Below are 13,569 nucleotides of genomic sequence, written 5' to 3'. Positions count from 1 at the left end.
CCCATTCGCCGCAAACCGCGACCTGAAGCGGACGCCTACTTGACCTTGTCGAAGGTCTCGGGACGGGAGAACAGGTAGCCCCGCGACAGCGGCCAGTAGCGCACCACGGCCTTGCCGATGACGTCCTCTTCCGAGATGAAACCGCCTCCGGGCTCCTCCATGTGGGCCCGGGAGTCGGCCGAGGCGCTGCGGTGGTCGCCCATCAGCCACAGCTTCCCCTCCGGCACCGTGACGTCGAACTCGTCGCCGGAAGGGTAGTCGTCGGGATAGAGGTACGACTCCTCGTCGAGCGGGGTGCCGTTGACCGTGATGCGCCGCTGCTTGTCGCAGCACTTCACATGGTCGCCGCCGACGCCGATGACCCGCTTGATCGTGTCCTCGCCGTTCCAGCCCTTGAACACCACGATGTCGCCGCGCTCCGGCTTGCCCGCGAGCTTGTTGACGAACACCCGGTCGTTGACCAGCAGGGTGTTCTCCATGGACTCCGACGGGATGTAGAACGACCCGACCACGAACGCCTGGAGCAGCAGCGCTATGCCGACCCCCATGACGATCAGCAGGACGGTCTCCCGGAAACCGCCCTTCTTCTTCTCTTTTGCCACACCCTCCGCCTTCTTGAAGAAGGCCATCAGCGCCTCCTCAGACGCCGACGAACCAGGACCAAGGGTACGGCCAGCCCGAACCCGGCCACCAGCGGGACCGACCCGCCGAGCGCCTGCAGCGCGGGTTGAGCGAAGGTCTCGGGTATGTCGATGGAGCCGAACCGGTCGAACGGCCACACGATCACGAAGGCCCGTCCGATGACCTGGCTGACGGGGATCGAGCCGCCGCCCGGATCACCGGTGTGGGAGCGCGAGTCGAGCGAGACCGAGCGATGGTCGCCCATCACCCACAGCCGCCCCTCCGGCACGGTGATGTCGAAGAAGGTGTCGGAGGGCACGTTGCCCGGATAGAGGTAGCTCTCCTCGTTGATCGGTGTGCCGTTGACCGTGATGCGGCCTTGGGAGTCGCAGCACTTCACGTGATCGCCGCCGACGCCGATGACGCGCTTGATGTAGTCCTTCTCGCCGGGCACCACGCCGAAGGCGGTGCCCACCCACCGGAAGAACGCCGCGACCGCGTTGGACGGCTCCTCCATCTGGAACTCGCCGTCCCAGGAGTCGACACCGGAGAAGACCACCACGTCACCACGCTCGATGTCCCTGACGTGGTAAACGAGCTTGTTGACCAGGACCCTGTCGTTCTTGAGCAGGGTGTTCTCCATCGACTCCGACGGAATGTAGAAGGCCTGGACCACAAACGTCTTGATGATCAGGGCCAGTACCAGGGCGACCACGATGAGAACGGGGAGCTCTTTCCAGAATGACCCCTTCTTCTCCTTTTTCTCGCCCTTGGCAGGCTTGTGAGTCTCTTCGGCGACCACGTCCACCTCGTCCTCGACAGGGCGGCGCGCAGCGCCGTGCTCCTGGCTTTCGCTAGTCATCGCTGACGAGCCTAGATGATGACTAGGCCCGACAACCCTCGACCGACGTTACACCCACGCACGAGTCGCTCCACATAAAGGAAACGCCGCTGTAAAGCCGAAAGGCCCGCGCTTACGCGCGGGCCATCGGAAAACGAGGCTTTACTTGGCGGCCGTCGTCTCGCGCTTCTCGCGGATGCGGGCGGCCTTACCGCGAAGGTCGCGCATGTAGTAGAGCTTGGCGCGGCGGACGTCACCACGGGTCACGAGGACGATCTTCTCGATGACCGGGCTGTGCACCGGGAAGGTGCGCTCGACGCCGACACCATAGCTCACCTTGCGGACCGTGAAGGTCTCGCGGGCGCCGCTGCCCTGCCTGCGCAGGACGAAGCCCTTGAAGACCTGGATTCGGGAACGGTTGCCTTCGACGACTCGGACGTGAACCTCGAGCGTGTCACCGGGGCGGAAGTCCGGCACGTCATCGCGCAGGGTCGCCTTCTCGAGCTCCTGGATCTTCGTGTGCATGAGAGTCTATTCCTCAAAGTTCGCGGGCACGCGGAGGTCCACCCGTCCGAACTCGGCATGAGCACGGCGGCGAAGTGGACGCGCTTGCTGTCTCTTGGGGTCCGGGGTCGCTCTTCCCGGGCACGCAGCACCGACCGCTGTTGGTCGGCAGCGATTCAGTTTGCCATATCTTCCGGCTGGAGGCGAAACGACAGCTCTTCGAGCAGTTTGCGATCATGCTTGTCGAGCGTCGCCGGGTCGAGCGCCGCCGCCAGTTCCGGCCTGTTCCGTACGGTACGCCGGATCGCCTCGTCACGCCGCCATCTGGCGACTTTTCCGTGGTGTCCGGACAGCAGCACCGGGGGCACCTCGTGTCCCCGCCACACCGGCGGCTTGGTGTAGACCGGCCCCTCGACCAGGTTGCGCATCGCCCCCGGCGCGAACGAGTCGTCCACGGCCGACTGGGCGTTGCCCAGCACGCCGGGCAGCAGCCTGCCGACGGCCTCGATCATGACCAGCACCGCCACCTCGCCGCCGGCCAGCACGTAGTCGCCGATGCTGACCTCGTCGACGCGCAGCCGCGTGGAGTACTCCTCCATGACGCGCGCGTCGATGCCCTCGTAGCGCCCGCAGGCGAACAGCAGCCACGACTCCCCCGCCAGCTCCTGCGCCAGCTCCTGGGTGAACGGCCGCCCGCTCGGCGTCGGCACGATCATGCGCGGCGAGCCGTCGCCGATCACGTCGTCGATGGCCTCGCCCCACACCTCGGGCTTCATCACCATGCCGGGGCCGCCGCCGTACGGCGTGTCGTCCACGGTCTTGTGGACGTCGTGGGTCCAGTCGCGGAGCTGGTGGACCCGGATGTCGAGGATGCCGCGCTCGCGCGCCTTGCCGATCAGCGAGACGTCGAGCGGCGCGAAGTACTCGGGAAAGATGGAGATGATGTCGAGGCGCATCACAGCAGGCCCTCCGGGGGATCGACGACCAGCCGCCCCGCCTCCGGATCGACCTCGGGCACCAGCGCCTTGACGAACGGGATGAGAGCCTCGTCCTGGCCCTTCCTCTTGACGACGAGGAGGTCCTGGCCGTGATGGAGCACGTCCTCCACCTCGCCCACGTGCTCGCCCGCGACGGTCACCACGGTCAGGCCGATGAGCTGGTGGTCGTGGAACTCGTCGGGGTCGTCGGAGGGCTCCACGTCGGCCGAGTCGATGACCAGCATGGTGCCCCGCAGCTCCTCGGCGGCGTTGCGGTCGGGGACCTCCTCGAACGCCACCAGCAGCACGCCCTTGTGCCACCGGCGGCCGGCGACGACGAGCGGCCCCCGGTCGGCGGGGTCGGTGGCGATGGCGGTGCCGGGGGCGAAGCGCAGCTCGGGATCGTCGGTGCGCACCTCCACGGTCACCTCACCGCGCACCCCGTGCGGGCGGCCTATCCGGCCGACGACCAGCTGCACGTGAACCTGCCTTCTCTTATCAACGCAAGCGCCCCCATCGGTACGAAGCCGATGAGGGCGCAGAAACCTGACGCTAACGGACTGCTTCGTGCAGATCGAGCAGATCGACCCGTACGTACTTCCCGTCGGCCAGGGCGTTCACGACCGTGCGCAGCGCCTTGGCGGTGCGCCCGCCGCGTCCGATGACCTTGCCCAGGTCCTCGGGATGCACCCGGACCTCCAGGACGCGCCCGCTGCGAATGCGGCGTGCGCGGACCCGGACATCGTCTGGATGTTCGACGATGCCCTTCACGAGGTGCTCGAGAGCCTCCTCGAGCACGTCAGGCCTCGCCCTCGGTCTTGGTCTCGGCGGGGGCCTCGGCCTCGTCCTTCTTCTTGGACTTCTTCGGCGTGGTGGCGGCCGTGCCGGTGTCGCCACCGGACAGCGCCTCCTTGGCCGCGGCCTCGTAGATGGCGTGACGGTCAGGCGCGGGCTCCGCGACCTTCAGCGGCGGCGGAGCGGGCTCGCCCTTGAACTTCTGCCAGTCACCGGTGAGCTTGAGCAGCTTGAGCACCGGCTCGGTCGGCTGCGCGCCGACACCCAGCCAGTAGGCCGCACGCTCGGCGTTGACCTCGATGCGCGAAGGGTTCTCCTTCGGGTGGTACAGACCGATCTCCTCGATCGCCCGGCCGTCACGCTTGGTGCGGCTGTCGGCGACGACGATGCGGTACTGAGCGTTGCGGATCATGCCGAGCCGCTTGAGCTTGATCTTGACTGCCACGGGTGTGGTCTCTCCTGCATTCGCACGTGGGTGAACGGCGCCTCGCCGAGTGGGGCACGACGCGACGACGCTCCAGGGACAAACGCGTCCGGCGGGAGATGAGAGGGCACCCGCCTGGTCACGGTGTTCCAACATGTCATTCTGCCAGATCCCCGGCACTGCTCACGACCTGTCACCACAGCTCGGCGCAAAGATCCGACAATCCCCGGGGAATCGCCGTGCCCGCCGCGAGGAGCGCCGGGCACGGCCTGGCGAGAGCTCCGGCCGGGCGTGGCGGCTCCCACCCCGCCACCAGGCCAGAGCCCCCGCCGCACACCGGCCGGCCGCCAGGCAACCCCGGGCGCGTCGCCGTGAAGCCCATCGAGCAGCCGGGCGTGTCGTCGCAGGCTCACCCGGAAAGCCGACGGTCGTCGCGAAGCTCGCCAAGACACGGCGGCGCCGCCCCGAACCTCGGGGCGGCGCGAACCCGAAGCAGCCTACTTCTGGCCGGGAAGGCGGAGCTTGGAGGGGTCGAAGCCCGGCGGCAGCTCGACCCCGGGCGGCAGCTTCCCGCCGAGGTTGCCCAGCACGCCGCCGCTCTTCTTGGCGCCGTCGCCGGACGACGACCCGGCCTTGCCGAGCGCCGCCTTGCGCGGGTCGCCGCTGACGCGCCGCCCCTTCTTGTTCTTCTTCTGCGACTTGGCCGCCTTGCTCCGGCCGCCCGGCATGCCGGGGATGCCCATGCCGCCCGCCATCCGCTTCATCATCTTCTGTGCCTCGAAGAAGCGGGTGACGAGGTTGCTCACGGCGCTGACGCTGACGCCGGAACCGGCGGCGATGCGAGCCCGGCGCGACCCGTTGATGATCTTCGGGTCCTGGCGCTCGGCCGGCGTCATGGAGCGGATGATCGCCGCGATGCGGTCGAGGTCGCGATCGTCGATGGAGTTGATCTGATCGCGCATCTGCCCCATGCCGGGCATCATCCCGAGCAGGTTCTTGATGGGCCCCATCTTCTGGACCATCTGCATCTGCTCGAGGAAGTCGTCGAGGGTGAAGTTCTCGCCCGAGGTGAGCTTGCCCGCCATCTTGGCGGCCTGCTCCTCGTCGAACGTCTTCTGGGCCTGCTCGATCAGGGTGAGGATGTCACCCATGTCGAGGATGCGCGAGGCCATCCGGTCGGGGTGGAAGGCGTCGAAGTCCTCGAGCTTCTCACCCGTCGAGGCGAACATGATCGGCTTGCCGGTGATGTGGCGCACCGACAGGGCCGCGCCGCCGCGCGCGTCGCCGTCGAGCTTGGTCAGCACCACGCCGTCGAAGCCGACGCCCTCCATGAACGCCTGCGCCGTGACCACGGCGTCCTGGCCGATCATGGCGTCGACCACGAACAGGACCTCGTCGGGCGAAACCGCGTCGCGGATGTCGGCGGCCTGCTTCATCATCTCCTGGTCGATGCCCAGGCGGCCGGCGGTGTCGATGATGACGATGTCGTGGTTGAGCCGCCTGGCCTCGTCGACCGAACTGCGGGCCACCTCGATCGGGTCGCCCACGCCGTTGCCGGGCTCCGGCGCGTAGACCGCGACCTGCGCGCGCTCGCCCACGACCTGCAGCTGCTGGACGGCGTTGGGCCGCTGCAGGTCGGCGGCGACGAGCATGGGCGCGTGGCCCTGCTCGCGCAGCCACCTGGCCAGCTTGCCCGCCAGCGTCGTCTTACCTGCACCCTGCAGACCCGCCAGCATGATGACGGTCGGAGGCGTCTTGGCGAAGCGCAGCCTGCGGGTCTCGCCACCGAGGATCTCGATCAGCTCGTCATTGACGATCTTGACGACCTGCTGCGCCGGGTTCAGCGCCTGGGAGACCTCGGAACCGCGGGCACGCTCCTTGACCTGGGCGACGAACGCCTTGACCACCGGCAGCGCGACATCGGCCTCGAGCAGGGCGATGCGGATCTCGCGGGTGGTGGCGTCGATGTCGGCATCGGACAGCCGCCCTTTGGATCGGAGGGAGGAGAAGACCGATGTCAGCCGGTCGGATAGCGTCTCGAACACGTGGTTGGCCAGTCCTCGAAGCGAATGTACGTCTAAGACTCCAGCCTAGCCGCTCCGCTAGCCGCTCCAACCTGGCACGGCCATCCTGACCGTCAATGCGTGTTCGACGAGCTGGATCAGCGTGTTCTTGACCGACTCCTTGGAGCGGGCGTCGAGCCGCACCATGGGGATGTGCGGCGCCAGGGTCAGGGCGTCGCGCACCTCGGCGTCGCTGTGCGGGTACTGGCCGTCCCAGCCGTTGATGCCGACCACGAACGGAAGCTGCGCCTCTTCGAAGTAGTCGATGGCGGGGAAGCTGTCGGCGAGCCGCCGCGTGTCCACGAGCACGACGGCCCCGATGGCGCCGCGCACGAGGTCGTCCCACATGAACCAGAACCGGTGCTGTCCGGGCGTGCCGAACAGATAGAGGATCAGGTCGCGGTCGAGGGACACGCGGCCGAAGTCCATGGCGACGGTCGTGGTCGACTTCAGCGGCGTCATGCCGAGGTCGTCGATCCCGGCGGAGGCGTCGGTCATGACGGCCTCCGTGGTGAGCGGCATGATCTCCGACACCGCGCCGACGAACGTCGTCTTGCCCACCCCGAAGCCACCGGCCACGACGATCTTCGTCGAGGTCAGACCGGGGCTAGAGCCTGCGAAGTCCACTGAGCACCCTTTCCAGCAGGTTGACGTCCGGTCGACCCGCCTCGAGCTGCGGCTGGTGCACTCGTACGAGGCCTTCCGCCGCCATGTCCGCGATCAGAACACGCGCGACGCCGAGCGGGATCCGCAGCAGCGCCGACACCTCGGCCACCGACCTGACCTGCAGGCAGAGCTGGCTGATCGCCTTGTACTCCGGCGTGATGTGGGAGAACTCCCGGTGCTCGGCGGTCGCCGACGACACCAGGGCCTCCATCGCCAGCTTGAGCTTGGGCGCGGTCCGCCCGCCCGTGACGGCGTAGGGGCGCACCGGCGATGGCGGTTCGGATCTTGGGGGCGGTGGTGGGGGCTCCCAGCCGCCGCTGTTCCACGAATTGCTCACCTACATCACCTTGACTGACTGGCGCGCAGCTCGGCACGCACAGCCGGAGTCAGCACCTGACCGGCGCGATCGACCATCAACGTCATCTGATACGCCACCAGACCCATGTCACAGTCCGGCGCCGCCAGCACCGCAAGACACGAACCATCACTGATCGACATGATCAGCATCAGCCCGCGCTGCATCTCCACGATCGTCTGATTGACCGCACCCCCCTCGAACACCCGCGCCGCACCCTGCGTCAAAGACACCAACCCCGACGCGATCGCAGCCAGCTGATCCGCACGATCAGCAGGAAAACCCGCCGACGCCGCCAACGGCAGACCGTCAGACGAGACCACCACCGCGTGCGCGACGCCGGGGACCGTGTTGACGAAGTCGGTGATTAACCAGTCCACCCCGCGTGCCGCGTGGCTCAGGTCGTTCATACCTTCTCCTTCGCCGGTCGCTCGAGCGACGACGGTAGTCGGCCGTGTCGTACTGGCCGCTCGTTACGCTCGCTCATGCGCCCTCATTCCTACTGCTGTTATCCCTGGGCCCGGACCCGTACGTCCTGCCCTCGCTGATGTCGTCGCGTGCGGCTCTGAAGCCCTGCTGGAAGCTGGACAGCCGGCTGCGCACCCGTTCCGGCGAGATCGCCGGCATCGGGGCGACGCCCTTGGGCGCCGTGGCGGTCTCGGCGGAGCCGGGCACCAGGTTCGCCTTGGGCACCCGCTTGGGCAGGCCGGCCGCGGTCGCGCCGTCGCGCACCGGCTCGCGTACCACCTCGGCCGCGCTCCAGCCCTCGTCCGCCTTCGGCGAGCTCCACTTGGCGTCGTCGGACGCCGCGGAGTGGTCGAACCACGCCGACTCCACCGAGGCGAAGATCGGCAGGTACTCGCCGTTGCCGTTGCCGGACTGGCCTGACTGACCGGGCTGACCGGACGAGATGGCGGGCAGGGGGCCGGTGGCCGCGGACTCGCTGTCGGCGAAGTCGCCGCCGGACGCGGGCTCGCGCGTCCACGGACGGGTGTCGTCGGACAGGGCGCCGGCGCCGCGCTGGGGCAGCGAGCCCTCGCGCCGGGGCAGCCCGTTCTCCCGCTGCGGGACCGGCTCTCGCCCGCGGGGGCGCCGCGCGAGGCGACCCAGACGTCGTTGGAGGAGTCCTGGGACATCCACCCCGCCGCCTCGGCGGGCAGTGCGGGGCTCGACGGCCACGACCCGGCCGACGGGAACGCCTCTGCAGAGGGATAGGAGGGATAGGACGGGTGCCCGGGTCCGAGCTGGTACGACGCGGCGGGCCACGACCCGCCCTGCGGTCCCGGCTGGGGCACGGACGGGAACTGCTCTTCCCTGGAGGCGGCCGGCGCGGCCCCCGCGTACGAGGGGGCCGACGGGCCGAGCAGCGACTCGGGGATGAGCACCATGGCGGTCAGGCCGCCGGAGCCGTGCGGGCGGAGCTGGACGCGGATGCCGTGGCGGTGCGCCAGCCTGGCGACCACGAACAGGCCCATGCGGCGGGAGACGGAGACGTCCACGGTGGGCGCCTCGCTCAGCCGCTCGTTGGCCTGGGCCAGCTCCTCGGCGGTCATGCCGATGCCGGAGTCGCTGATGGAGAGCATGATGCCGCCGCCGTCGATCCGGCTGCCGGAGACCGGGACGCGGGTCTCGCGGGGCGAGAACGACAGCGCGTTCTCGATCAGCTCGGCGAGCAGGTGGATGACGTCGTTGACGGCCTGGCCGGCGATGGAGACGCCTTCCGGCACCTCCAGCACGACGCGCTCGTAGTTCTCCACCTCCGACAGCGAGGCGCGGGCGACGTCGACGAGCTGGACCGGCTGGCTCCAGCGGCGCGGCGGCTCCTGGCCGGCGAGGACCAGCAGGTTCTCGCTGTTGCGCCGCATGCGGGTGGCCAGGTGGTCGAGCTTGAACAGGTTGCCGAGCCGCTGCTCGTCCTGCTCGCCCTGCTCCAGGCTGTCGATGAGGGTGATCTGCCGCTCCACCAGGGTCTGGCTGCGCCGCGACAGGTTCACGAACATCGCGTTGACGTTGCTGCGGAGCCTGGACTCCTCGCCCGCCAGGCGGACCGCCTCGCGGTGCACCTCGTCGAAGGCCCGCGCGACCTCGCCGATCTCGTCCTTCGAGTTGATCTCGATGGGCGGGACCCTGATCTTGTCGGGGTCGATGTCGTTCTCGCGGAGCTGGCGGACCAGGTCGGGCAGCGTGTGGCCGGCGATCCTGAGCGCGTCGCTGCGCAGCCGCCTGAGCGGGCGGACCAGCGAGCCCGCCATGAGAGCGGTGATCGCGAGGACCAGCACGAGCAGCACGACCACGATGCCGATGTTGATCGCGGCCAGCTGCCTGTCGGCGCTCGCCACGTCGGCGCTGCGGGTGGCGACCTCCTCCGACAGCGACTTCTGCACCTGGTGCAGCCGGTCGACGGTCTCGGAGATGGAGTCGAACCAGAGGTCGACGTCCTTGGTGCTGGAGTTGTCGAGCCGGCGCAGCGGGGTGCCGCTGTTGTGCAGCAGCACGGCGCGGCTGATGTAGAACTCGGCGCGGCCGATCTTCTGGCTGGCCACGGTGTTGTCGAAGTTCTGCCGCTGGGCGGGCGTGGCGACCGCGAGGAACGAGGAGCGCTCGCTCTCACGGCGGGAGCCCGCGTCGAGGAAGCCCTTGAACTCCGGCTCCTCGAACCTGCCGCGCACCAGGGCGATCATCAGCAGCGCCCGCTGCTTGGACGCCTCCTCCTCCGCGCGGGCGACGCTGCGCAGCGCGGCGGCGGTGGAGGTGAGCTGCTCGTCGGTCGAGCCCTGGCCGAGCTCGTCGTAGACCTGGAGCAGGTCGGCGATGATCTCGGAGTACTTCTCGACCGTCGGCAGCGGCGGCATCTGGTCCTTGGTGTACGCCGCCCGCAGCGAGCCGAGCTGGGAGAGCCGGACCTCGATGCGGTCCAGGGTCCTGCGGCCGATGTCGGACACCGAGTCGCGGGCCTCGGCGATGGCCGCCTTCGTCCTGGCGGCGCTGGCGTCCACGATCTCCTGCTGGCTCTTGAGCCGCTGTCCTTCGCTCGCCCGCTTGTTGGCGGCGACGTAGCGGCCGGCCAGGCCTCGTTCGAGCCCGAGGTCGCGGGCCAGCTCGCCGAGCTGGCTGACCAGCCGTCCCACGTCGCTGATGAGCTGGTACTGCTGGGCGCTGCTGATCGAGTCGGTGACCCGCAGCCCGCCGAAAATGACGCCCACGATCGTGGGAATGGCGATGAGGGCGATGAGGCGGGTGCGCACACGCCAATTGCGCAGCGCGAACGGGCTGCCCGAAACGGGCTGCTGTACCTGCGGAACCTCTCCGCCCGCAGACTGTTCCGGAATGTCCGGGGCCCTGCCACGACCGGAGTCGGCCGTTGTTGTCCTCACTGGTGGCAACCTCTCGCCATGGCCTGCTTGGGGGGTTTCAGCGGCTTCGTCGCAAGGGACGAGTGATCGCAGGCAAGTTCGAGGCCCAATTTGAGCACAAACCCCATACTTAGGCCAACGTCTCGGCTGTTTTCAACCGTTCCAAATGACACCCTGTTCACGTGGCAAGCTCTTGACCACAGAGCGCAACCAAAGTCTCGATCCGGACATATAGCTCAGAAACCCACTTTATGCATATATATACATCTATATCCGTGGACGGTCATCTTTAGCCGATAAAGTGCATAAACGAGGCATAGTGGCTGCCGTTTCGATCTCCCCTCCGGTACGCTTCACGCCCGGCATGCAGTGCCGATCTCCAGAAGCTTCCCCCTGGTAGGAGAACCCCCCAATGACACGCAAACTGCGCTGTAGCGCCATTGCTCTCGGCGTCGCAGTCGCTCTGACTCTTGCCGGTTGCGGCGGTTCCGACGAGCCCAGCAGTGCGTCGGCCGGTGGCAGCGGCCTTGAGAAGACCACCATCAAGGTCGGGGCGCTGCCCATTCCCGACCCGGTGGCTCTGTATGTCGCGAACGAGAAGGGCTACTTCAAGGAAGAGGGCCTGACCGTTCAGCCGGTCACGATCACCGGTGGCGCGGCGGCATTGCCGCAGATCGAAAGCGGCGCGCTCGACATCTCCCAGACCAATTACGTTTCCACGTTCGCCGCGGTCAGCCAGGGCAAGAAGATCAAGCTGGTCGCCGACATGTACCAGGCGGGCCCGAACACCTTCAACCTGATGGTTCCGAAGGATTCGCCTATTCAGACGGTGGCGGACCTGAAGGGCAAGACCATTCTGGTCAACAACCTCAACAACGTCGCCACCCTCGCCACGCTCACGCAGCTCAAGGTGGCCGGTCTCACCGAGGACGACGTCAAGTTCGTGGAAAAGCCGTTCCCCGACATGGGCAACGCGCTGCTCAGCGGCCAGGCCGACGCCTGCTGGATCACCGAGCCGTTCATCACCGCCAACCAGAGCCAGCACGGCTTCCGCAAGCTGGCGGACACCATGACGGGTCAAACGGCCGACCTGCCCATCGCCGGCTGGATGGCCACCGAGGACTGGGCGCAGAAGTACCCCAAGACGCTCGCCGCCTTCCAGCGCGCGATCGCCAAGGCGCAGCAGCTCGTCTCCAGCGACCGCAAGGAGATCGAGGCCATGCTGCCGAAGTACACGAAGATCGACGCCAAGACGGCTTCGGTGATCACGCTCGGGACCTTCCCCAGTGAGCTGAACGCCAACCGCCTGCAGAAGGTCGCCGACCTCATGCTCGAGTACGGCTACCTGAAGAGCCCGATCGACGTGAAGTCGATCATCGCGGCCCCCGCGGCGAACGGATGACGCGTGCACGACTGCTCCGCGGCGCCATCGGCGTCGCGGGGTTCCTTGTTCTCGGGGAACTGTTCATCCGCTTCGTCGTCAACGGGGAGCTGCAGTTCCCCCGCCTTCCACCGTCCTGCAGGAGGCCTTCGGCCTGCCCGCCGACTCCGACTTCCTGTCCGGGCTCGGCGCGACCCTGATCAACTGGGTGCTCGGCCTGCTCATCGCCACCGCCATCGCCGTGCCGGTGGGCGTGCTGCTCGGCGCGCTGCCGCCGGTGGAGCGGACGATCAGGCCCGTGCTGGAGTTCCTGCGCCCGATCCCGAGTGTGGCGATCATCCCGCTGGCGATCCTGCTGATCCCGGTGGACGAGCTGATGAAGGTCTCGGTCATCGTCTACGCGGCGGTCTGGCCGATCCTCATCAACACCCTGTACGGCATGCACGACGTCGACCCCGTGGCCAAGGAGTCGCTGCGCAGCTTCGGCTTCGGCCCCCTGGCCGTCCTGGTCAGGGTGAGCCTGCCGAGCGCGGCGCCCTTCATGGCGACCGGCATCAGGATCGCCTGTGGCATCGCCCTCGTGCTCGCGGTCAGCGCCGAGCTGCTGGCCGGCGGCGTCGCCGGGATCGGCGTCTTCGTCAACCTGGCCGGCAGCGGCAACAGGACCGACCTCATGTGGGCGGCGACGGTCTGGGCCGGGATCCTCGGCGCGCTCGCGAACGTGCTGCTGCGGGCCGGCGAGCGCCGCCTGTTCCGCTGGCACACGATGCGGACGGGGGCGGCGGAGCGATGAAAGCGCTCACCAAGCTCTGGCTCATCCCGGTGGTGCTCGTCGTCTGGGAGTTCGGCACCCGGGCGATAGGCGACGGCGATTTCCCGCCGCCCACGATGATCGTGGGCAAGATGTACGAGCTGTGGTTCTCCGGCCCGGGGAGCCGCGCCTTCCTGACCGACGACGCGATCGACAACATCCTGCCCAGCCTGGGCCGCATGTTCGGCGGCTGGATCCTGGCGGCGGTGGTCGGGATCGTGGCGGGCATGCTGCTCGGCCGCTCGCGCACGGCCACCGATTTCGTGGATCCGCTCATCGAGTTCGGCCGCGCGCTGCCGCCGCCGCTGCTGATCCCCGCGTTCCTGGTGCTGCAGGCCGGCTTCCAGTCTCCGCACGGCGTGCTGATCACCCAGCTCATCACGATCGTGTTCGGGGTGATCTGGCCGGTGCTGCTCAACTCGATCGACGGCGTCAGAGCGATCGACAAGACCTATATGGAGACGGCGACCGTCTTCAACCTCACCAGGATGCAGCGGCTGCGCGTGGTCGTGCTGCCGGCCGCCTCGCCGAAGATCTTCGCCGGGCTGCGGCTGAGCCTGTCGCTCGCGCTGATCCTCATGGTGATCACCGAGCTGATCGGCGGCAGCGACGGCATCGGCTACCAGCTCCTGCAGGCCCAGCGCAGCTTCGACGGCGCCGCGGTGTGGGCCGCGATCACGCTGCTCGGCATCCTCGGTTACGTCGTCAACTCCCTGTTCGTACTGGCCGAGCGCCGGGTGCTGGTGTGGCACCGGCAGGCCACGCGCAACCCGTGACT

15 protein-coding genes are annotated in these 13,569 nt (G+C 68.2%); 3 read left to right on the top strand and 12 right to left on the bottom strand.

What is annotated here, in order from left to right; all coding sequences use genetic code 11:
• Nucleotides 1-35: 35 nt before the first annotated feature.
• From lepB (ACFMQL_RS22315) to ACFMQL_RS22260, 12 genes are all read right to left on the bottom strand, one after another.
• A complete protein-coding gene (gene lepB, locus ACFMQL_RS22315) occupies nucleotides 36-629 on the bottom strand; it encodes a signal peptidase I (protein WP_378786859.1) in 594 nt (197 codons plus the stop codon).
• Nucleotides 629-1,483, bottom strand: coding sequence for a signal peptidase I (gene lepB, locus ACFMQL_RS22310; RefSeq protein WP_364070086.1), 855 nt, complete (start codon nucleotides 1,481-1,483; stop codon nucleotides 629-631). Before lepB (ACFMQL_RS22310) ends, lepB (ACFMQL_RS22315) begins: the two co-directional genes overlap by 1 nt.
• Before the next feature lie 141 nt (nucleotides 1,484-1,624).
• The gene (gene rplS, locus ACFMQL_RS22305) at nucleotides 1,625-1,987 is read right to left on the bottom strand and encodes a 50S ribosomal protein L19 (protein ID WP_364070084.1); all 363 of its coding nucleotides are present in this window, start codon (nucleotides 1,985-1,987) and stop codon (nucleotides 1,625-1,627) included.
• A 155-nt stretch (nucleotides 1,988-2,142) separates the two neighbouring features.
• The gene (gene trmD, locus ACFMQL_RS22300; RefSeq protein ID WP_364070082.1) at nucleotides 2,143-2,922 is read right to left on the bottom strand and encodes a tRNA (guanosine(37)-N1)-methyltransferase TrmD; all 780 of its coding nucleotides are present in this window, start codon (nucleotides 2,920-2,922) and stop codon (nucleotides 2,143-2,145) included.
• Nucleotides 2,922-3,422, bottom strand: coding sequence for a ribosome maturation factor RimM (rimM, locus tag ACFMQL_RS22295; protein WP_378786856.1), 501 nt, complete (start codon nucleotides 3,420-3,422; stop codon nucleotides 2,922-2,924). Before rimM ends, trmD begins: the two co-directional genes overlap by 1 nt.
• A 73-nt stretch (nucleotides 3,423-3,495) precedes the next feature.
• Nucleotides 3,496-3,741, bottom strand: coding sequence for an RNA-binding protein (locus ACFMQL_RS22290; protein ID WP_043634919.1), 246 nt, complete (start codon nucleotides 3,739-3,741; stop codon nucleotides 3,496-3,498).
• A 1-nt stretch (nucleotide 3,742) separates the two neighbouring features.
• Nucleotides 3,743-4,183 carry a 30S ribosomal protein S16 gene (gene rpsP / locus ACFMQL_RS22285; protein WP_364070078.1) on the bottom strand — a complete coding sequence of 147 codons (441 nt, stop codon included), beginning with the start codon at nucleotides 4,181-4,183 and terminating at the stop codon, nucleotides 3,743-3,745.
• 476 nt (nucleotides 4,184-4,659) lie between these two features.
• Nucleotides 4,660-6,207, bottom strand: coding sequence for a signal recognition particle protein (gene ffh, locus ACFMQL_RS22280; protein ID WP_378786855.1), 1,548 nt, complete (start codon nucleotides 6,205-6,207; stop codon nucleotides 4,660-4,662).
• A 57-nt stretch (nucleotides 6,208-6,264) separates the two neighbouring features.
• Nucleotides 6,265-6,825 (bottom strand): ATP/GTP-binding protein, encoded by a 561-nt coding sequence (locus tag ACFMQL_RS22275; RefSeq protein ID WP_364070263.1) that lies wholly within the window; start codon nucleotides 6,823-6,825, stop codon nucleotides 6,265-6,267.
• A gap of 7 nt (nucleotides 6,826-6,832) precedes the next feature.
• The gene (locus ACFMQL_RS22270) at nucleotides 6,833-7,228 is read right to left on the bottom strand and encodes a DUF742 domain-containing protein (protein ID WP_378786854.1); all 396 of its coding nucleotides are present in this window, start codon (nucleotides 7,226-7,228) and stop codon (nucleotides 6,833-6,835) included.
• A gap of 5 nt (nucleotides 7,229-7,233) precedes the next feature.
• Nucleotides 7,234-7,656, bottom strand: coding sequence for a roadblock/LC7 domain-containing protein (locus ACFMQL_RS22265; protein ID WP_378786848.1), 423 nt, complete (start codon nucleotides 7,654-7,656; stop codon nucleotides 7,234-7,236).
• 63 nt (nucleotides 7,657-7,719) lie between these two features.
• Nucleotides 7,720-10,491 (bottom strand): nitrate- and nitrite sensing domain-containing protein, encoded by a 2,772-nt coding sequence (locus ACFMQL_RS22260; protein ID WP_378786852.1) that lies wholly within the window; start codon nucleotides 10,489-10,491, stop codon nucleotides 7,720-7,722.
• Between the two features lie 520 nt (nucleotides 10,492-11,011).
• Between ACFMQL_RS22260 and ACFMQL_RS22255 the strand changes: the two genes are divergently transcribed.
• The 3 genes from ACFMQL_RS22255 (at nucleotide 11,012) to ACFMQL_RS22245 (ending at nucleotide 13,567) form a co-directional block, all read left to right on the top strand.
• On the top strand, nucleotides 11,012-12,001 hold the full coding sequence (locus tag ACFMQL_RS22255) for an ABC transporter substrate-binding protein (protein ID WP_364070925.1): 990 nt from the start codon (nucleotides 11,012-11,014) through the stop codon (nucleotides 11,999-12,001).
• A 187-nt stretch (nucleotides 12,002-12,188) separates the two neighbouring features.
• The gene (locus tag ACFMQL_RS22250; protein WP_378786851.1) at nucleotides 12,189-12,773 is read left to right on the top strand and encodes an ABC transporter permease; all 585 of its coding nucleotides are present in this window, start codon (nucleotides 12,189-12,191) and stop codon (nucleotides 12,771-12,773) included.
• Nucleotides 12,770-13,567: an ABC transporter permease gene (locus tag ACFMQL_RS22245; RefSeq protein ID WP_364070921.1), complete on the top strand. Its 798-nt coding sequence runs from the start codon at nucleotides 12,770-12,772 to the stop codon at nucleotides 13,565-13,567. The genes ACFMQL_RS22250 and ACFMQL_RS22245 overlap by 4 nt, the downstream gene beginning before the upstream one ends.
• Nucleotides 13,568-13,569 lie beyond the last annotated feature (2 nt).

The organism is Nonomuraea fastidiosa (genome assembly GCF_042751225.1).
Lineage (GTDB): Bacteria > Actinomycetota > Actinomycetes > Streptosporangiales > Streptosporangiaceae > Nonomuraea > Nonomuraea fastidiosa.
Note: the sequence above shows the minus strand (reverse complement) of the source record. Positions and strands in the feature narration are given on the sequence as shown.